We start from the raw sequence: 18,120 nt of genomic DNA, 5'->3' as shown, positions 1-18,120 counted from the left end.
CATGGACCTGATGACCTGGCTGCCGGTGGCGTGGTTTGCGGTGATCGGCTTCGGCGTGCTGATGTACGTGGTGCTGGATGGCTTCGTGCTCGGTATCGGCATCCTGGCCCCGTTCGCCGAGGACGAGGAGCAGTTGGACCTGATGATGAACACCGCCGCGCCGATCTGGGACGGCAACGAGACCTGGCTGGTACTGGGCGGCGCCGGGCTGCTGGCGGCGTTCCCGAAGGCCTATGCGGTGCTGTTGTCGGCGCTGTACCTGCCGGTGCTGTTGCTGGTGGTGGCGCTGGTGTTCCGCGGCGTGGCCTTCGAGTTCCGCTTCAAGGCGCATCGATCGCGCCGGCTGTGGAGCGTGGCGTTCGGCCTCGGTTCGCTGCTGGCGACCTTTGCCCAAGGCGTGATCCTCGGCACCCTGGTGCAGGGCATCCCGCTGGTGGACGGCGTCTACCAGGGCGGCGCATTCACCTGGTTCAGCCCGTTCGCGATGCTGACCGGTGCTGCGTTGGTGGCTGGCTATGCGTTGTTGGGCAGCACCTGGCTGATCCTGAAGACCGAAGGGCGCGTGCAGGCGCTGGCCCGGCAGATGACCCGGCCGCTGGTGGTGGCGGTGATCGCGGCGATGGGCCTGGTCAGCAGCTGGCTGCCGTTCCTCGATTCGCGGTTGATGGCGCGCTGGTTCAGCGACGGCAACTTCTGGTGGCTGTCGCCGGTGCCGCTGTTGACGCTGGCGGTGGCCGCCGCGCTGTGGCGCAGCGCGACCCATCCGCGCCGCGACCTGCCGCCGTTCCTGCTCAGCCTGGCCTTGTTCGTGCTTGGCTTCCTCGGCCTGGTGCTGGGCATGTGGCCCTATCTGCTGCCACCGTCGATGACCCTGTGGCAGGCCGCCGCGCCGGCCTCCTCGCTGGGCTTCAGCCTGGTCGGCCTGGTCATTCTGCTGCCGGTCATCCTCGGCTATACGGCGTGGTCGTACCGGGTGTTCCGCGGCAAAGTGCGCGCCGATAGCGGTTACCACTGATCGATTGAAGCGGGGCCCGCTGGTGCCGGGCCCCCTGTTGTGGAATGTGAAATCTGCACACCCCGGGCGGGACGTGCTAGCGTGCGCTCCTTTCCGGCAGCCAGGGGGGCAGCCGGCGACGTCCTGGACGGACGCACGGCTGCAGGAACGGGGGGCCGCCGCGCGTCGCCGTAATGGCTCGTGCCTATCGTTCTCCCGTTGAAGCACCTTCGCTAATGATCGAATTCTCCATCGTCGACTGGGCTGCCTGGGCGCCCGGCCTGAGCGAGCGTAGCCAGTGGCTGGGCTGGGCCGATGCGCCGTATCCGCCGGTTGGCGAAGACACGCCGCCGCTCGCCGAAATCCCGGCAATGCAGCGCCGTCGAATCGAGCGGCTGGGCCGGATGGCGATCCAGGCTGCCTGCTGGTGCGAGGACGGGCAGGGCGCTGACAGCCAGGTGCCGCTGGTGTTCGCCAGCCGCCACGGCGACGTGGCCCGTTCGATGGAGCTGCTGGGGGCGCTCGCCAGCGATCAGCCCCTGTCACCGACGGGGTTCGGCCTGTCGGTGCACAACGCGATCGCCGCGCTGTATTCGATCGCGCGCGGTCACCGCGGCAACTACCTGGCGCTGGCCGCCGGCCAGGCCACGGTCGAGACCGCCTGCCTGGAAGCGGCCGGTCTGCTCGCCGATGGCGCCCGCGAAGTGCGGGTGGTGGTCTATGAGTCGCCGCTTCCTGAAATTTACGCGACGTTTGCCGACGAACCTGACCCGTTCTTTGCCTGGTGCTGGCGCTTGACGGCGCCGATGCCGGGCCAGCCGATCCTCTCCCTGCAGTGGGAGGCGGCGCCGGAGGCCACTGCCACCGCCCCGGGCACGCTGCCGCACGCGCTGGACCTGCACCGCTTTCTGCTGTCCGGCGCGCCGGCGCTGGAGCACGTGGCTCAGGGCCAGCGTTGGCGCTGGGGGCGCCGTGGCTGAGGCGCTGCGCCGTCTCGATCATGCTTGGCGGGTGCTCGGCACCGGCCTGAGCTTTGCCGCATTCGGCTTGGGCGGGCTGCTGCTCGGCGTTCTGGTGATGCCGGTGCTGCTGCTGATGCGTGATCCGGTGGCGCGGCGCCGCCGCGCCCGGCGCGTGGTCCAGGTCGCGTTCGCCAGCCATCTGCGGCTGATGCGCGGGCTGGGGGTGATGACCTACGAGATCGAGGGCGGCGAACGCCTGCAGCGCGACGGCCTGCTGGTGCTGGCCAACCACCCGACCCTGATCGACGTGGTCTGCCTGATCTCGCTGCTTCCCAACGCCGACTGCGTGGTCAAGCGGGCGGTGGCCTGCAACCCGTTCATGCGCGGCCCGGTGCGGGCTGCCGGCTACATCTCCAATGACGATGGCGCCGGCCTGGTCGATGACTGTGTGGCCGCAGTGCGCGCTGGAGGCACCCTGGTCATCTTCCCGGAAGGCACCCGCAGCGTGCCGGGGCAGCCACCGCGGCTGCAGCGCGGGGCCGCCAACATCGCCGTACGGGGCCGCATCGACGTCACCCCGGTGCGGATCACCTGCAGCCCGCCAACGCTGACCAAGGGGCAGAAGTGGTATCGTGTCCCCTCACGTCGCTTTCACGTTCGGCTGCAGATCGGCGAAGATATCCCGATCGCGCCATTTCTGGCCGAAGACGACTCGCCAAGGGGGGATGCCTTGGCGGCCCGTCGCGTCACCGAGCACCTTTCTCGTTATTTCGACCTGTCTGGAGATCCGAACCGTGCAAGCACTTGAGCACGAGATCAAGGAATTGATCATTTCCTCCCTTTCGCTGGAGGACATCACGCCGGAGGACATCGATCCGACCGCGCCGCTGTTCGTCGAGGGCCTTGGCCTGGATTCGATCGACGCGCTGGAGCTGGGACTGGCGCTGCAGAAGAAGTACGGTGTCAGCCTCTCGGCCGATTCGGAAGAAACCCGTCGCCATTTCTCCAGCGTGCGCGCGCTCGGCGAGTTCGTCGCCGCCCGCCAGTCGTAACGGCGCCAGGAATTGCCATGACCAAGAATGAACTGTTCGAACGCATCGTCAGCATCCTGACCGACAGCTTCGAGATCGAAACGGCCCGGATCACCCCGGAAGCCCGCCTGTACGACGACCTGGACATCGACAGCATCGATGCGGTGGACCTGATCGTGCAGCTCAAGCCGCTGCTCGGCCGCAACCTGCAGCCGGAAGCGTTCAAGGCCGTGCGTACCGTGCAGGACATCGTCGATGTGGTGCACAGGCTGCTGCCGGACCAGGCAGCCGCCTGACCGCAGCGCCGACGGCTCCACCATGGCACGCGCACGCACGGTCGTGGTGGCTGCGATCTCGCTGGCCTACCCGGTACTGGTGTACCTGGCGATGGGTCGTTTCGAGCCACGCTGGCTGTCGCTGCTGCTGTTCACCCTGGCCCTGCTGCGCGCGCTGAGTTCGCGCCAGCCGCTGTGGTGGGCCGCAGCGGCGGGCACCGGCCTGCTGGCGGTACTGGCTACCGTGCTCAACCAGGCCCTGCCACTGAAGCTGTACCCGGCGCTGGTCAATGCGGTGATGCTGGCAGTGTTCGGCACCAGCCTGCGCTTCGGGCCACCGCTGGTGGAGCGCCTGGCGCGGCTGCAGGAGCCGGACCTGCCCCCGTTCGCGGTGGCCTATACCCGACGCGTCACCCAGGTGTGGTGCGGGTTTTTCGTTCTCAACGGCAGCCTGGCCCTGCTGACCGCGCTGTACGCGTCGGACCGGGCCTGGATGCTCTACAACGGATTGTTGGCGTACGTCATGATGGGCGTGTTGTTCGCAGGTGAGTGGCTGGTGCGGCGGCGGGTGAAGGCGGCGCACGCGCATGGCTGAGTGGATTGCCCTTGACAGGCTGCTGCTGGCGGCGCTGCCGCATCGAAGCGTTGGCGTCTGCGATGGCGAGGTGATCGACCACGCCCACTTCCGCCAGCGCGTGCTGGCCTGGCGCGCCGCATTTGCGACGACCGAAGGGCGTGACTGGGCCCTGTATTTCGATGATGCGGTGGCCTTTGCCGCGGCGTTGTTCGGTGCCTGGCATGCCGGCAAGCGGGTGTTCCTGGCCGCCGACAACCTGCCGGCCACGTTGCAGGCGCTGCAACCGCAGGTGAGCGGTTTCGCAGGCGACGTGTCGGCCGACTATCGCCCGCTGGCGGCGCTGGACGCCACGCTGGACGACGGGCTGCAGGCGCTGGACGAGCGCGCCTGCGAGCTGTGCGTGTTCACCTCCGGCAGCACCGGCCAGCCGAGTGCGATCGGCAAGCGGCTGGACCAGCTGGCGCGCGAGGTGGATGCGCTGCAGGCTGCGTTCGGCGCACAGATGGAGGGCGTGCAGGTGCATGGCACGGTATCCCACCAGCACATCTACGGCCTGCTGTTCCGCGTGCTGTGGCCGTTGGCCGCCGGCCGCCTGATCCATCCACGCCGGTTCTTCCATGAAGACCTGGTGGGTGCGCTGGCCGGTACCGACACGGTGCTGGTGGCGACGCCAGCCCACCTCAAGCGCCTGCCCGAGCAGCTGGACTGGGCCAGCCTGCATGGCCGCCTGCGCGCGGTGTTCTCCTCAGGCGGCCCGCTGCCGGAAGAAGCCGCACGCCAGGTGCGGCAGTGGCTGGGTGTGGCGCCGACCGAGGTTTACGGCAGCAGCGAAACCGGTGGCATCGCCTGGCGCCGCTGGGACACCGACCTGCCACCGTGGCAACCGTTGCCGGGCGTGCAGTGGCGCATCGAGGATGGCTGCCTGGCCGTCGCCTCGGCGCATCTGGAAACCCTCGACTGGTGGCGTACCCAGGACCGCGTGGAAGCGTTGGCCGATGGCCGGTTCCGCCTGCTGGGCCGGGCCGATCGCATCGTCAAGATCGAAGAACGCCGCGTCTCGCTGGATGCACTGGAGCGCGCGCTGCGCGAAGACGCCGAAGTGGACGACGCGCGCGTGCTGGTCCTGCCCGGCCAGCGCGAGCAGCTGGCGGCCGTGGTGGTACCGGCTGACCGGGCGCTGCTGGCGGGTGGCGACACCGCGCGCCGCGCCCTGGGCCAGCGCCTTGGTGCGCGCCTGGCGCACGCGCATGACGCAGTGACCCGGCCGCGCCGTTGGCGCCTGGTGCAGGCGCTGCCGATCAATGCGCAGGGCAAGGTAACCCAGGCGGCGCTGGCAGCGCTGTTCCAGCCACTGATGCCGGTGCCGGTCTGGGACCGCCGCGACGCCGCCAGCGCCACCCTGCGCATGACCCTGGACCCGACGCTGCGGCCGTTCCAGGGCCACTTCCCCCAGGCAGCGATCCTGCCCGGCGTGGCGCAGCTGGATTGGGCGGTGCGTTTCGGCCGCCAGGTGTTCGCAATGCCGGCAGCGTTTCTGCGCATGGATGCGGTGAAATTCCAGCACGTGGCCCGCCCCGGCGATGAGCTGACCCTGCAGCTGGACTGGGATGCCGCACGCAGCGCGCTGGCCTTCCGTTACACCTCCAGCCATGGTGTGCATGCCAGCGGCAAAGTGGTCTTCGCCGATGCGGACTGATCCGGCCGTTGCCGGTGCCGCATTCGCGCCACTGGTGGTGATTCCCGTCTACGATCACGAGCACGCCATCGCGGCGGTGCTCGACGGCGTGCAGGCCGCGGGACTGCCCTGCCTGCTGGTCGACGATGGTTCGCACGATGGGTGCGCGGCGGTGCTGCGCGCGCTGGCACAACGCCAGGGTGTCGACCTGCTGCGCCTGGACATGAACCAGGGCAAGGGCGGGGCAATGCTGGCCGGTTTCGCCGAGGCCGGCGCGCGAGGCTACAGCCACGTGCTGCAGATCGATGCCGACGGCCAGCATGATACGGCTGACCTGCCACGCTTCATCGAAGCCGCGCGCCTGCACCCGGGTGCAGTGATCTGTGGCATTCCGGCCTATGACGCCAGTGTTCCCAAGGCGCGCCTGTACGGTCGCTACGCCACCCACATCTGGGTCTGGATCAACACGCTGTCGCTGCACCTGCGCGACACCATGTGCGGCTTCCGCGTGTATCCACTGCCGCCGGTGCTGCGCGTGATCGGTGAAGAGACCATCGGCCGGCGCATGGACTTCGATACCGAAATAATGGTGCGCCTGTACTGGCGCGGGCTGCCGGTCGAGCACCTGGCCACGCGCGTGACCTATCCTGCCGATGGCGTGTCGCACTTCGATGTGTGGCGCGACAACGTGCGCATCAGCCGCATGCATACCCGTCTGTTCTTCGGCATGCTCTGGCGCGCGCCGCGCCTGCTGTGGCGCCGCCTGCGGGGGCAGCGCTGAGATGACGGCCGCGCAGGGCGCCCCACACTGGGCCGACATCGGCGAATCCACCTCGGTGGCCGGCGTGCTGTTCCTGTGCTGGGTGCACCGCTGGTTCGGGCGCTGGCCGTTCCGCCTGTGCGTGTGGCCGGTGGTGGCCTGCCATTGGCTGGGCAACCGTGTAGGGCGCCAGGCCTCGATGCAGTACCTGCAGCGGCTGCAGGCGCACAGCGGCGTGCTCGGCCGCGCGCCGAAACGGCGTGACAGCCTGCGCCACTTCTTTACCTTCGCCGACACGATGCTGGACAAGATCCTCGGCCTGGGCGGGCGCTACCCGGCCGAACGCATCCACCTGCACCGCGACCTGGTGCTGCAGAAGATCGCGCGCCGCGAGGGCGGGCTGATCCTCACCGCGCACATCGGCTGCCTGGAGCTGTGCCAGGTGCTGGCCGAGCAGGTGCCGGGATTCCGCATCACCGTGCTGGTGCATACCGCACACGCGCAGCGCTTCAACCGTCTGCTGCAGCGGCTGGACCCGCTGGCGGCGGTGGAACTGGTGCAGGTGACCGAAATGGGGCCGGCCACGGCGGTGATGCTGGCCGAGCGCGTTGCGGCGGGGGGCTTCGTTGCCATCGTCGGCGACCGCACGCCGGTACAGGGTGGCCGCAGCGTCACCGCCGATTTCCTTGGCCACCGCGCCCCGTTCCCGATCGGCGCCTATGTACTCGCCGCCGCGCTGGGGTGCCCGGTCTACACCATGGCCTGCCTGCACCAGGGCGAGGGCTATCGCGTTGCATTCGAACAGTTCGCCGACCGCATCGTGCTGCCGCGTGGCTCGCGCGACGCCGCACTGGCCGAACAGGCACAGCGCTTCGCGCGCTGGCTGGAACTGCAGGTCATCCAGTCCCCGTTGGACTGGTTCAATTTCTTCCCCTTCTGGGATCAGGCTCCGCATGACGACTGACGCCGTACCCGTGTGCCGCTTTGGCGATGCACCGTTGACCATCGAAGACGTGGTTGCCCTGGCCCAGCGCCAGTGCGAGGCCGCGCTGAGCGACGCGCCGGCGTTCCGCGCGCACATCCAGCGCGGCGCCGACTTCCTCGACCGACTGCTGCGCGAGGATGGCGTGATCTACGGTGTGACCACCGGCTATGGCGATTCGTGCACGGTGAACATCCCGCCGGCACTGGTGGCTGAACTGCCGCACCACCTGTACACCTACCATGGCTGCGGCCTGGGCCGTTACCTGGACCCGGTCGAGACCCGTGCGGTGCTGGCCGCGCGCCTGGCCTCGCTGGTGCGTGGCATGTCCGGTGTCAGTGTGCCGCTGCTGGAAGGCCTGGCCACGCTGCTGCAGCACGACGTGCTGCCGATGATTCCGGCCGAAGGCTCGGTCGGTGCCAGTGGTGACCTCACGCCGCTGTCCTACGTGGCGGCGGTGCTGTGCGGCGAGCGCGAGGTGCTGCACGACGGCCGCGTGCGGCCGGCAGCCGAGGTGCTGGCGAAGATCGGCATGACCCCGCTGAAGCTGCGGCCGAAGGAAGGCCTGGCGATCATGAACGGCACCGCCGTGATGACCGGCCTGGCCTGCCTGGCCTGGCAGCGCGCCGACTACCTGGCACGCATGGCCACGCGCCTGACCGCGTTCAACGTGCTGGCCAGCGACGGCAACGCGCACCACTTCGACGAAACCCTGTTCGCGGCCAAGCCGCATCCGGGCCAGGGCCGCATCGCCGCGCGCCTGCGCAGCGACCTGCACAGCGAGCGTCCGCCGCGCAATGAACAGCGCCTGCAGGACCGCTATTCGCTGCGCTGCGCGCCGCATGTGATCGGCGTGCTGGAGGACAGCCTGCCGTTCCTGCGCCAGCTGATCGAAACCGAACTGAACAGCGCCAACGACAATCCGCTGATCGATGCCGACGGCGAGCGCATCCTGCATGGCGGCCACTTCTACGGGGGCCACATCGCGCTGGCGATGGACACCCTGAAGAACACCGTGGCCAACGTTGCCGATCTGCTCGACCGCCAGCTGGCACTGGTGGTCGATGCCCGCTACAACCATGGGCTGCCTGCCAACCTGTCGGCGGCCACCGGCCCGCGCGCGGCCATCAACCATGGCCTGAAGGCACTGCAGATCAGCGTGTCGGCGTGGACCGCCGAAGCGCTGAAGCAGACCATGCCGGCCAGCGTGTTCTCGCGTTCGACCGAATGCCACAACCAGGACAAGGTCAGCATGGGCACCATCGCCGCGCGTGACTGCCTGCGCGTGATCGAACTGACTGAACAGGTGGTGGCCGCGATGCTGATCGCTGCCCGCCAGGGCCTGGCCCTGCGCGAACGGGTTGGCCTGAACGCGCAGCTGCATGGCAGTCTGGCCGACATGTACGCCGACCTGGGGCAGCGCATCGCCCTGGTTGAAGAAGACCGCGCGCTGGATCGCGAACTGCGGGAACTGCTGGTGGAGATCCGCGCGCAACGTTGGGAGCTGTACGCCGGTGAATGAGGTTATTGAACGGGTTGGCGAAATTGCGTTGACGCCCGCCTTCCATGACTGCGATCCGATGAACGTGGTCTGGCATGGCAACTATTTCAAGTACTTCGAGATCGCGCGCTGCGCGCTGCTCGGGCGCTACGACTACGACTATCCACAGATGCTCGAATCGGGCTACCTGTGGCCGGTGGTCGATGCGCGGGTGAAGTACGTGCGCCCGCTGCTGTTCAACCAGGCCCTGCGCGTGGTCGCGCGCATCGTGGAATGGGAGAACCGGCTGAAGATCGAGTATGAAATCCTCGATGCGGAAAGCGGCCAGGTGCTGACCCGCGCGATGACCATCCAGGTCGCGGTGGACGCGGGCAGCAAGGAAATGCTGTACCAGTGCCCGCCGGTACTGTGGGAACGCCTGGGAGTGCCTGCACCGTGAACACCCTTGTCCGTCTTTCCAGCGCGCTGCTGTGCGCGCTGATCTTCGTTGCCGCACCGCAGGTGCAGGCGGCCGACCCCGCCATTGATGCGATCACCCAGGCGGTGGCGCGGCCGGACGTGCTGCGTGGCCAGTTCAGCCAGGAAAAGCAGGTCAGCGGCTTCAGGAACCCGCTGCGCTCGCAGGGCCAGTTCGTGGTCGCGCGCCAGCATGGCGTGATCTGGACCACGCTCAAGCCGTTCCCCTCCGAAGTGGTGGTCACCGCCGACCGCATCCTCAGCCGCCAGCGCGATGGCAGCACCCGTGTCGAGCTCGATGCACGGCAGCAGCCGGCGATGCGTTCGGTGAACGCGATCATGTTCGCGCTGATGAGTGGCGACGTGCAGGCGCTGTCCGGCCAGTTCAACGTGGCGGCCAGCCGTGAAGGGCAGGGCTGGCGGCTGCGGCTGACGCCGAAGTCGGCGATGCTGGCCAAGGCCTTCCAGTCGCTGACCCTGCAAGGTGACCGCTACGTGCGCCAGGTCGAGATCGTCGAGGCCAACAAGGACCGCACGCAGATCCAGTTCAGCGCGTTGAGCGAGGCGCCGGCCACGCTCAATGCCGACGAGGCCCGCCGCTTTGAGTGAGGCCGTGGCATCGAACCCACCGGACCGGTTGCGGCGCTGGTGGCACTGGCTGGGCATTGCCTGGCTGCTGGTGCTGCTGGCGCTGGGCGCACAGCAGTGGCAGCTGTGGAGCCAGCAATCGCGGATCGACACCGACATCCTCGCGTTGCTGCCGCAGGATGCGCATGACCGCCTGTTGAGCGACGTCACCCGGCGCATCGCCGATGGCAGTTCACGGCAGGTGGTGGTGCTGCTGGGCAGCCAGGACGGTGCCGCCGCCAAGCGCGCGCAGTCCGCGTTCGCTGCGGCTATGGCCAAGGATGCCGATCACGCGTTGCTGGTGCCCAGTGGTTCCATCGAGGGCTGGTTCGATGAGGCGCGCGCGTTCTACGCGCCGTACCGCGACCGCCTGCTGACCCCGGCCCAGCGCGAGCAGCTGCAGGGCAGCGAGCCGGGCGCGTTGGCGGAGCAGGCGTTGGCTGCGCTGTACGGTCCGATGGGCGCCCCACGCCTGACCGATTGGCGCCAGGACCCGCTGTCGCTGTGGCCGCAATGGTGGCAGCAGCAGGCGCAGGGCTCGGGGTTGCGGCTGGGCGATGACGGCCTGCTGGAAGCCGAGGGCAGGCATTGGGCCGTGCTGCAGTTCGATACACCTGGTTCGGCATTCCAGCTTGACGGCGAACGCCATCTCGATGGCCTGCTGGAACGCGCCGGAAAGGCGGCCAAGGCCGTAGCACCGGAGCTGGAGATCCTGCACGCCGGCGTGCCGCTGCATGCCGAGGCAGCCGCAGTGCAGGCCAACCGTGAGATCAACACGATCGGCTGGGGCTCGCTGGCCGCGGTGCTGCTGCTGGTGTGGCTGGCGTTCCGTTCGCTGCGCCCGATCCTGCTGGTCGCCGCGTCATTGCTGATCGGCTGCGGCGTGGCACTGGCGGTGACCGTGCTGGTGTTTGGCAAGGTGCACGTGCTGACCCTGGTGTTCGGTGCATCGCTGGTGGGTGTGGCCGAGGATTACGGCATTCACTGGTTCGCCTCGCGCCAGGCCGAGCCGGCCGATCGTCGCTGGAAGCTGCTGCGGCACCTGCTGCCCGGCCTGTGGCTGGCCCTGCTGACCAGCGCGCTGGCCTACCTGGCACTGGGCCTGGCCCCGTTCCCGGGCCTGCGCCAGATGGCACTGTTCTCGGTGGTCGGTCTGGCGGCTGCTTTCCTCACGGTGATCTTCTGGTTCCCGTGGCTCGATGGCGGCGAGATCCGCCAGACCCGGTTCTCGCAGTGGCTGGGCAACACGCTCGAGCGCTTCCCGCGCCTGCATGGCCGTCGCGCGGTGACGATGTTCGTGGTGATCACGCTGGCACTGTCTGCAATCGGCATCGCACGCCTGCACAGCAACGACGACCTGCGCAGCCTGCAGTCATCACCGCCAGCGTTGATGGCGCAGCAGATCCGCCTGAGCCAGCTGCTGGGCATGCCCAGCCCGGCGCAGTTCTACCTGGTGCAGGGCGCGGATGCTGCGCAGCTGCTGCAGCGCGAGGAAGCACTGACCGAGCGCCTGCGTGTACTGGCCAACGACAAGCGCATTGGTGGCTATCGCGCGATCAGCGATTGGCTGCCGTCGCCGGCGCGCCAGCAGGCCGATGCCGCGCTGACCGCGAAGGTGGAACCTGGCGTGCTGTCGGCCGTGTCCGAGGCGGTGGGAGAGCCGCTGCAGCGTCCGCAGTTCGCGGATGCGCCGCTTACCGCCGAAGCCTTTCTGGCCTCGCCCGCCTCGCAGCCGTTCCGTCACCTGTGGGTGGGCGCGGTGGGCGGGCAGATGATCAGCGTGGTGATGGTCGATGACCTGTCGCGTGCCGATGCGCTGACCACCCTGCGTGGCGCGGCCGAGGGCCTGCCCGGCGTGCGCTGGGTGGACCGTACCGCCGACTTCTCGCAGCTGCTGGGCCACTACCGCAAGCTGATGGGCGGGCTGCTGCTGGTCGGCATCGTGCTGGTGTTCGGCGCGCTGTGGCTGCGCTACCGACGCCAAGCCTGGCGCGTGTTCGCACCGACCCTGATTGCCGGTGCACTGACCCTGGGCCTGCTGGGCCTGTTCGGCCAGCCGCTGCAGCTGTTCAACGTGCTGGCGCTGATGCTGCTGCTGGGCATGGGCATCGACTACGGCATCTTCCTGATCGAGCACCGCGGTGATGCCAGTGCCTGGCTGGCGGTGTGCGTGGGCGCGGCCAGTACCTGGCTGTCGTTCGGTCTGCTGGGCCTGTCGCAGACCCCGGCGTTGCGCGCGTTCGGCCTGACCCTGCTGTTCGGCATCGGCCTGGTCTGGCTGATCTCGCCGCTGTTCCGTCCGCCGCCGCACGATCTGCCGCCGGCCTGAGCCTGTTTTCCGACTTCCTTCTTTCCACTTGATCGAGCAACAAGGACGCACCGATGAACACTGCTGTGGATGCTGTCGAACGTACTGAAATCCTGATCATCGGCGCGGGCCCGGCCGGTTCGGTGGCTGCGGCGATGCTGCGCCAGCAGGGCCGCCAGGTGCTGATGCTGGAACGCCAGCAGTTCCCACGCTTCTCCATCGGCGAAAGCCTGCTGCCGCAGAGCATGGAGTACATCGAGGCGGCCGGCCTGCTGCAGGATGTGGTCGAGGCGGGCTTCCAGTACAAGAACGGTGCCGCCTTCGTGCACGGCGAAGCGCGCACTGCATTCGACTTCAGGAAGAAGTTCTCGCCGGGTTGGGGCACCACCTACCAGGTGCAGCGCGCCGACTTCGACAACGTGCTGGCACGCGGTGCCGAGCGCATGGGCACCACGCTGCGCTTCGGCGACGAAGTGCTTGCGGTCGAGCCGGGCGAGCAACCGGCGGTGACGGTGCGCCGCCCGGACGGCAGTGAATACCGCATCGAGGCCGATTTCATCCTCGATGCCTCCGGCTTCGCGCGCCTGCTGCCGCGGCTGCTGCAGCTGGAGTCGCCGTCCAACTTCCCGGTGCGCGGCGCGATCTTCTGCCACGTGCGCGACAACATTCCGGCCGAAGCGGACTTCGACCGCAACAAGATCCTGATCACCACCCATCCCGAGCACATCGACGTCTGGTACTGGACGATCCCGTTCTCCAACGGCTGCTGCTCGCTGGGCGTGGTCGCCGAGCCGTCGTTCTTCGAGCGCTACGAGGGTGACGACCTGCAGAAGCTGCAGGCCGTCGTCGGCGAGGACCCCAACCTGACCCGCCTGCTGGCCAACGCCGAATGGGCGGTGCTGCCGGTGCGCCGCATCACCGGCTACTCGGCCAACGTCAGTTCGCTGTGGGGGCCCGGCTACGCGTTGCTGGGCAACGCCGGCGAGTTCCTCGATCCGGTGTTCTCGTCCGGTGTGACCATTGCCTTCAAGTCCGCGCAGCTGGCCAGCGAATGCCTGGCGCGCCGCTATGCCGGTGAAACCGTCGACTGGGAAGCTGAATTCTCGATCCCGCTGCGCGCCGGCGTGAAGACCTTCCGCCGCTTCGTCGAAAGCTGGTACGACGGCGGTTTCCAGAAGATCATCTACCACCCGCAGCAGCAGCCCGAAGTGCGCGACATGATCAGCTCCATCCTGGCCGGCTACGCCTGGGACACCAACAACCCGTATGTGGCCGACGAAAGCGGCCGTCGCATGCGCGTGCTGGAGGAACTGTGCAGCGCCTGATCTTCCGTACTGCGGCCCTGCTGCTGTGCCTGCTGCTGGCCGCCTGTGCCGGGCGCATGCCCAAGCCACAGGTGGAACTGCCGCCGCTGCGCCTGTCGCCGGCCAGCCTGCCGGCGCCGCTGGCGCTGCAGCAGCAGCTGCACTTCCGTTTCGGCAGCCATGAGCGCGACCTCGATGCGCTGCTGGAAGCCGATGCACAGCGGGTGCAGCTGGCGGTGCAGGCGATGGGCCAGACCGGCGTGCGCCTGCAGTGGGACGGCCAGCAGCTGACCCAGCAGCGTGCGCCGTGGTTGCCGCCGCAGGTGCGTGCCGAGCGTGTGCTGGATGACCTGCAGTTCGCGCTGTGGCCGACCGCGGCCATCGCCGCAGCGCTGCCGGCCGGCTGGGAGGTCATCGACGACGGCCACCAGCGCAGCTTGTCGCGCGACGGCACGGTGTGGCTGCTGCTGCAGCGCCTGGACGATGGCAGCGTGCAGCTGGACAACCGCGCCGAAGGCTATGCGCTGCGCATCGAATCGATCGATATGGCCGGGCAGGACCCATGAGTGCACCGATCTACCTGAACGACCTGGGCGTGGTCTGCGCGCTCGGCGATGGCCGCACTGCGGTCGCGTCGGCGATGTTCGCCGATGTGCCGGGCGGGCTCAGCGACAACGACAGCCTGCTGCCGGGGCGCACCCTGGCGCTGGGAGAGGTCCGCACGCCGCTGCCGGCGCTGGAAGACCTGCCGGTGGCCCTGCGCGGGCGCAACAACGCCCTACTGGACGTGGCGCTGGCGCAGATCGCACCGGCGGTGGCCGCGGCGATTGCCCGCCATGGTGCCGAGCGCGTGGCGGTGGTGCTGGGCACCAGCACCTCGGGCATCGGTGAATCCGAGCAGGCCCTGCGCAGCCACGCTGAACAGGGCCAGTGGCCGCAGGGCTTCGATTACGCCCAGCAGGAAATGGGCACCGCCGCGCAGTTCGTGCGCCAGCGCAGCGGCGCACAGGGACCGGCGTGGACCCTGTCCACCGCGTGTTCGTCCAGTGCCAAGGCACTGATGTCAGCCGCGCGCATGCTGCGCGCCGGCATCGTCGATGCGGTGATCGCCGGTGGCGCCGATTCGCTGTGCCGCTTCACCGTGGCTGGCTTCAGCGCGCTGGAATCGGTGTCGGCGGCACGCTGCAACCCGTTCTCGCAGCACCGCGCCGGCATCAACATCGGCGAGGGTGCCGCGCTGTTCCTGCTCACCCGCGAACCCGGCCCGGTATGCCTGGCGGGGTGGGGTGAGTCGGCCGATGCCCACCACATGTCCGCGCCCGACCCGCAGGGGCTGGGTGCCATCGATGCGCTGCAGCAGGCGCTGCTGCGCGCAGGCTGGGGCGCAGACGAAGTGGATTACGTGAACCTGCATGGCACCGCCACCGGCCACAACGATGCGATGGAAAGCCTGGCGGTCTCGCAGGTGCTGGGCAACAGCGTGCCAGCCAGTTCGACCAAGCCGCTGACCGGCCACACGCTGGGTGCCTCGGGTGCCATCGAGGCGGCGCTGTGCTGGATCGTGCTGGCCGAGAACCCGCAGCAGCTGCTGCCGCCGCACTGGTGGGACGGCGTGGCCGACCCGGCACTGCCGGTGCTGCCGCTGGTCGCACCGGGCACGCGCCTTGCGCAGCCACCGCGGCGGGTGCTGAGCAATTCGTTCGCCTTCGGCGGCAGCAATGCCGTGCTGGCACTGGAGCGTCGATGAACACGTTGTATGCAATCGAAGAGGTGGTGCCGCACCGCCAGGACATGTGCCTGCTGCAGCGCATCACGCATTGGGACCAGGACACCCTCGAGGCCGAACTGGTGGTGCCCGAGGCCGGCCTGTTCGTGGAGAACGGCGAAGTGCCGGCGTGGGTCGGCATCGAATACATGGCGCAGGCCATCGCGGCCTGGGCCGGCTGCCGCGCGCGAGCGGCCGGCAAGCCGCCGCAGCTGGGCTTCCTGCTCGGCAGCCGCCGCTACAGCAGCGCGCGCAGCAGCTTCCCCAGCGGTTCGCGACTGCGCGTACAGGCGCGCTGCGAGCTGTTGGGTGACAATGGATTGGGGATGTTCGCCTGCCGCATCCTGGCAGGTGAGGACGAATGGGCGACAGCCAACGTGTCGGTGTACGAACCGGCCGACGCGATGGCCTATCTGGAGAGTGGACAGGCATGACAGGGAATCGAAGCGTGCTGGTGACCGGCGCCAGCCGGGGCATCGGCCGGGCCATTGCGCTGCGCATCGCGCGCGATGGCTTCGACGTGGTGGTGCATTGCCGCAGCCGCCTGGAAGAGGCACAGGCCGTGGAGGCTGAGATCCAGGCACTGGGCCAGCAGGCCCGCGTGCTGGTGTTCGACGTGGCCGACCGCGAGGCCGCGAGGGCCGCGCTGGAAGCCGATGTCGAGGCACATGGCGCGTATTACGGCGTGGTCTGCAATGCCGGCATCGCCCGTGACGGCGCCTTCCCGGCGCTGTCGGAGGACGATTGGGACCAGGTCATCCACACCAACCTGGATGGCTTCTACAACGTGCTGCATCCGCTGATCATGCCGATGGTACGGCGGCGCAAGCCGGGCCGCATCGTCACCCTGTCGTCGGTATCCGGGTTGGCCGGCAACCGCGGCCAGGTCAACTACAGTGCTGCCAAGGCCGGCATCATCGGTGCCACCAAGGCGCTGGCGCTGGAACTGGCCAGCCGCCAGATCACCGTCAACTGCGTGGCTCCGGGCCTGATCGAAACCGAAATGCTCAACGATGAAGTGGTTGAACACGCGCTCAAGCTGATTCCCGCCGGCCGCGTCGGCCGTCCCGACGAAGTGGCGGCGACGGTGGCGTTCCTGCTGTCCGAGCCGGCCGGCTACATCACCCGCCAGGTGATCTCGGTGAACGGAGGCATGCTCTGATGGCCGCCGATCGTCGCGTGGTGGTCACCGGCGCCGCCGCCATCAGTCCGCTCGGCCACGACTGGCCCACCATCGAAGCGCATCTTCGCAGCTGCCGCAATGCGGTGCGCGCGATGCCCGAATGGGATGTGTATGCCGGGCTGAACACCAAGCTGGCGGCGCCGGCGCAGGATTTCGCGCTGCCGCCCAACTACAACCGCAAGACCACCCGCTCGATGGGCAAGGTCGCGATCATGTCGGTGCGCGCCACTGAGGTGGCACTGCGCGAAGCCGGCCTGCACGAGCATCCGGTGCTGCGCAGCGGCCGTACCGGCGTGGCCTATGGTTCCTCGTCGGGCAGCCATGAGGCCACCGGTGAATTCGGGCGCATGCTCAACGAGTTCACCACCGATGGCATCAGTGCCACCACCTACCTGAAGATGATGAGCCACACCGCGCCGGTCAACATCGGCGTGTTCTTCGGCCTGTCCGGGCGCGTGTACACCACGTCCAGCGCCTGCACCTCGGGCAGCCAGGGTGTGGGCGCGGCCTATGAAGCCATCCGCAGCGGCAAGCAGACGGTGATGGTGGCCGGCGGTGCCGAGCAGCTCGATGCCACCGCTGCGGCGGTGTTCGACACGCTGTTCGCCACCAGCGTGCGCAACGACGCGCCGCAGACCACCCCGCGCCCGTTCGATGCCGGCCGTGATGGCCTGGTACTGGGCGAGGGCGCCTGCACGCTGATCCTGGAGGACCTGGAACACGCGCAGGCGCGTGGCGCCACCATCCTGGCCGAGGTGGTCGGCTACGGCACCAACAGCGATGGCCAGCACGTCACCCAGCCCAGCGCCGACACCATGGCCCAGGCGATGCGCCTGGCGCTGGAAGATGCCGGCCTGGACACGGCGCAGATCGACTACGTCAACGCCCATGGCACCGCCACCGACCACGGCGACATCGCCGAGACCCAGGCCACCGCACAGGTGTTCGGCAGCCGCGTGCCGATCAGCTCGCTGAAGAGCTACGTCGGCCACATGCTGGGTGCCTGTGGCGCGTTCGAGGCCTGGCTGAGCATCGAGATGATGCGCACCGGCTGGTTCGCGCCGACCCTGAACCTGGCCGAGGTCGATCCGCGCTGTGGCCAGCTCGACTTCATCACCGGGCAGGGCCGCGAACTGCAGGCCGAGTACGTGATGAGCAACAACTTCGCCTTCGGCGGCATCAACACCTCGCTGGTGTTCCGCCGCTGGCGCGAGTGAACCACCGTCCCACCGCACTGTTTCCGCTACCCACCCGCACCCCTGACAAGGAGAAGTTTCGATGCGCCGCACTCTCATGATCGCCACTGCCACCGCGCTGCTGGCCCTGACCTCCACCGCCTCTGCCCGCGACACGCGTGTCGAACAGTCCCTGCAGGAACTGGTCAATTCGCAGGCCGCCAAGGACGCTGGCATCGACGGCAGCGTGCGCTTCTATCTGGCCGGCCAGCCGGTCAGCGTGCAGCAGCGCCTGGGCGAAGACGTGACCAACAAGAAGACCAACGCCGCCAACAAGAGCGATGCCGAGGCCTGCCGCTGGGTTGCGTTGTCGGCACTGCGCGCGCTGCAGGACGGTGCCAAGTCGCGCGGCGCCAACGCCGTGGTCGACATCGTCAGCTATTACAAGAAGAACGAGTTCAAGAGCAGCACCAACTACGAGTGCTACGCCGGTGCCATCCTCGCGGGTGTCGCGCTGAAGGGCACCTACGCCAAGGTCAAGTAAG

Annotated in this window: 20 protein-coding genes; all 20 read left to right on the top strand. The window is 68.5% G+C overall.

All coding sequences use genetic code 11. The features are described from left to right. The first annotated feature begins 1 nt into the window (after position 1). The 20 genes from cydB (at position 2) to AC5P9W_RS03345 (ending at position 18,119) form a co-directional block, all read left to right on the top strand. The gene (cydB, locus tag AC5P9W_RS03440; protein ID WP_021203502.1) at positions 2–1,015 is read left to right on the top strand and encodes a cytochrome d ubiquinol oxidase subunit II; all 1,014 of its coding nucleotides are present in this window, start codon (positions 2–4) and stop codon (positions 1,013–1,015) included. A gap of 215 nt (positions 1,016–1,230) precedes the next feature. Then, entirely contained in the window at positions 1,231–1,974 is a 744-nt protein-coding gene (locus AC5P9W_RS03435; protein ID WP_019661717.1) for a beta-ketoacyl synthase chain length factor, read from the top strand. Further along, entirely contained in the window at positions 1,967–2,764 is a 798-nt protein-coding gene (locus AC5P9W_RS03430) for a lysophospholipid acyltransferase family protein (protein WP_021203501.1), read from the top strand. The genes AC5P9W_RS03435 and AC5P9W_RS03430 overlap by 8 nt, the downstream gene beginning before the upstream one ends. Beyond that, positions 2,751–3,008 (top strand): phosphopantetheine-binding protein, encoded by a 258-nt coding sequence (locus tag AC5P9W_RS03425; protein ID WP_005411610.1) that lies wholly within the window; start codon positions 2,751–2,753, stop codon positions 3,006–3,008. Before AC5P9W_RS03430 ends, AC5P9W_RS03425 begins: the two co-directional genes overlap by 14 nt. A gap of 17 nt (positions 3,009–3,025) precedes the next feature. Further along, positions 3,026–3,283 carry an acyl carrier protein gene (locus tag AC5P9W_RS03420; protein ID WP_006402206.1) on the top strand — a complete coding sequence of 86 codons (258 nt, stop codon included), beginning with the start codon at positions 3,026–3,028 and terminating at the stop codon, positions 3,281–3,283. Positions 3,284–3,305: 22 nt separating this feature from the next. Beyond that, positions 3,306–3,857 (top strand): COG4648 family protein, encoded by a 552-nt coding sequence (locus AC5P9W_RS03415; protein ID WP_026347223.1) that lies wholly within the window; start codon positions 3,306–3,308, stop codon positions 3,855–3,857. Next, positions 3,850–5,535 (top strand): ApeI family dehydratase, encoded by a 1,686-nt coding sequence (locus AC5P9W_RS03410; RefSeq protein ID WP_111098820.1) that lies wholly within the window; start codon positions 3,850–3,852, stop codon positions 5,533–5,535. Before AC5P9W_RS03415 ends, AC5P9W_RS03410 begins: the two co-directional genes overlap by 8 nt. Then, entirely contained in the window at positions 5,525–6,295 is a 771-nt protein-coding gene (locus AC5P9W_RS03405) for a glycosyltransferase family 2 protein (protein ID WP_495218786.1), read from the top strand. Before AC5P9W_RS03410 ends, AC5P9W_RS03405 begins: the two co-directional genes overlap by 11 nt. A 1-nt stretch (position 6,296) precedes the next feature. Beyond that, positions 6,297–7,238 carry a lysophospholipid acyltransferase family protein gene (locus AC5P9W_RS03400; RefSeq protein ID WP_021203498.1) on the top strand — a complete coding sequence of 314 codons (942 nt, stop codon included), beginning with the start codon at positions 6,297–6,299 and terminating at the stop codon, positions 7,236–7,238. Next, positions 7,228–8,778: an HAL/PAL/TAL family ammonia-lyase gene (locus AC5P9W_RS03395; RefSeq protein WP_014038932.1), complete on the top strand. Its 1,551-nt coding sequence runs from the start codon at positions 7,228–7,230 to the stop codon at positions 8,776–8,778. The genes AC5P9W_RS03400 and AC5P9W_RS03395 overlap by 11 nt, the downstream gene beginning before the upstream one ends. Next, positions 8,771–9,196 (top strand): acyl-CoA thioesterase, encoded by a 426-nt coding sequence (locus tag AC5P9W_RS03390; RefSeq protein ID WP_111098819.1) that lies wholly within the window; start codon positions 8,771–8,773, stop codon positions 9,194–9,196. Before AC5P9W_RS03395 ends, AC5P9W_RS03390 begins: the two co-directional genes overlap by 8 nt. Then, positions 9,193–9,822, top strand: coding sequence for a LolA family protein (locus tag AC5P9W_RS03385; protein ID WP_111098818.1), 630 nt, complete (start codon positions 9,193–9,195; stop codon positions 9,820–9,822). The genes AC5P9W_RS03390 and AC5P9W_RS03385 overlap by 4 nt, the downstream gene beginning before the upstream one ends. After that, positions 9,794–12,169, top strand: coding sequence for an MMPL family transporter (locus AC5P9W_RS03380; RefSeq protein ID WP_329866857.1), 2,376 nt, complete (start codon positions 9,794–9,796; stop codon positions 12,167–12,169). The genes AC5P9W_RS03385 and AC5P9W_RS03380 overlap by 29 nt, the downstream gene beginning before the upstream one ends. Positions 12,170–12,222: 53 nt before the next feature. Continuing rightward, a complete protein-coding gene (locus tag AC5P9W_RS03375; protein ID WP_206621980.1) occupies positions 12,223–13,473 on the top strand; it encodes an NAD(P)/FAD-dependent oxidoreductase in 1,251 nt (416 codons plus the stop codon). Beyond that, the gene (locus tag AC5P9W_RS03370) at positions 13,461–14,018 is read left to right on the top strand and encodes a DUF3261 domain-containing protein (protein WP_021203493.1); all 558 of its coding nucleotides are present in this window, start codon (positions 13,461–13,463) and stop codon (positions 14,016–14,018) included. The genes AC5P9W_RS03375 and AC5P9W_RS03370 overlap by 13 nt, the downstream gene beginning before the upstream one ends. Beyond that, positions 14,015–15,199: a beta-ketoacyl-ACP synthase gene (locus tag AC5P9W_RS03365; protein ID WP_021203492.1), complete on the top strand. Its 1,185-nt coding sequence runs from the start codon at positions 14,015–14,017 to the stop codon at positions 15,197–15,199. Before AC5P9W_RS03370 ends, AC5P9W_RS03365 begins: the two co-directional genes overlap by 4 nt. After that, positions 15,196–15,651: a hotdog family protein gene (locus tag AC5P9W_RS03360; RefSeq protein ID WP_019661704.1), complete on the top strand. Its 456-nt coding sequence runs from the start codon at positions 15,196–15,198 to the stop codon at positions 15,649–15,651. Before AC5P9W_RS03365 ends, AC5P9W_RS03360 begins: the two co-directional genes overlap by 4 nt. Continuing rightward, entirely contained in the window at positions 15,648–16,379 is a 732-nt protein-coding gene (locus tag AC5P9W_RS03355) for a 3-ketoacyl-ACP reductase FabG2 (RefSeq protein ID WP_021203490.1), read from the top strand. The genes AC5P9W_RS03360 and AC5P9W_RS03355 overlap by 4 nt, the downstream gene beginning before the upstream one ends. Then, the gene (locus AC5P9W_RS03350; RefSeq protein WP_021203489.1) at positions 16,379–17,617 is read left to right on the top strand and encodes a beta-ketoacyl-ACP synthase; all 1,239 of its coding nucleotides are present in this window, start codon (positions 16,379–16,381) and stop codon (positions 17,615–17,617) included. Before AC5P9W_RS03355 ends, AC5P9W_RS03350 begins: the two co-directional genes overlap by 1 nt. A gap of 61 nt (positions 17,618–17,678) precedes the next feature. Further along, positions 17,679–18,119: a hypothetical protein gene (locus tag AC5P9W_RS03345; protein WP_005420284.1), complete on the top strand. Its 441-nt coding sequence runs from the start codon at positions 17,679–17,681 to the stop codon at positions 18,117–18,119. Position 18,120 lies beyond the last annotated feature (1 nt).

It is taken from the genome of Stenotrophomonas sp. YJH_SMC_33, from assembly GCF_059372295.1.
This window is presented reverse-complemented; position numbering and strand designations above follow the sequence as displayed.

Coding starts and splice junctions, on each gene's coding strand:
- AC5P9W_RS03380 (WP_329866857.1), top strand. CDS start 9,794: ATGCCGACGAGGCCCGCCGCTTTGAGTGAGGCCGTGGCATCGAACCCA.
- AC5P9W_RS03360 (WP_019661704.1), top strand. CDS start 15,196: ATGAACACGTTGTATGCAATCGAAGAGGTGGTGCCGCACCGCCAGGAC.
- AC5P9W_RS03355 (WP_021203490.1), top strand. CDS start 15,648: ATGACAGGGAATCGAAGCGTGCTGGTGACCGGCGCCAGCCGGGGCATC.
- cydB (WP_021203502.1), top strand. CDS start 2: ATGGACCTGATGACCTGGCTGCCGGTGGCGTGGTTTGCGGTGATCGGC.
- AC5P9W_RS03345 (WP_005420284.1), top strand. CDS start 17,679: ATGCGCCGCACTCTCATGATCGCCACTGCCACCGCGCTGCTGGCCCTG.
- AC5P9W_RS03415 (WP_026347223.1), top strand. CDS start 3,306: ATGGCACGCGCACGCACGGTCGTGGTGGCTGCGATCTCGCTGGCCTAC.
- AC5P9W_RS03365 (WP_021203492.1), top strand. CDS start 14,015: ATGAGTGCACCGATCTACCTGAACGACCTGGGCGTGGTCTGCGCGCTC.
- AC5P9W_RS03350 (WP_021203489.1), top strand. CDS start 16,379: ATGGCCGCCGATCGTCGCGTGGTGGTCACCGGCGCCGCCGCCATCAGT.
- AC5P9W_RS03420 (WP_006402206.1), top strand. CDS start 3,026: ATGACCAAGAATGAACTGTTCGAACGCATCGTCAGCATCCTGACCGAC.
- AC5P9W_RS03400 (WP_021203498.1), top strand. CDS start 6,297: ATGACGGCCGCGCAGGGCGCCCCACACTGGGCCGACATCGGCGAATCC.
- AC5P9W_RS03395 (WP_014038932.1), top strand. CDS start 7,228: ATGACGACTGACGCCGTACCCGTGTGCCGCTTTGGCGATGCACCGTTG.
- AC5P9W_RS03375 (WP_206621980.1), top strand. CDS start 12,223: ATGAACACTGCTGTGGATGCTGTCGAACGTACTGAAATCCTGATCATC.
- AC5P9W_RS03405 (WP_495218786.1), top strand. CDS start 5,525: ATGCGGACTGATCCGGCCGTTGCCGGTGCCGCATTCGCGCCACTGGTG.
- AC5P9W_RS03435 (WP_019661717.1), top strand. CDS start 1,231: ATGATCGAATTCTCCATCGTCGACTGGGCTGCCTGGGCGCCCGGCCTG.
- AC5P9W_RS03410 (WP_111098820.1), top strand. CDS start 3,850: ATGGCTGAGTGGATTGCCCTTGACAGGCTGCTGCTGGCGGCGCTGCCG.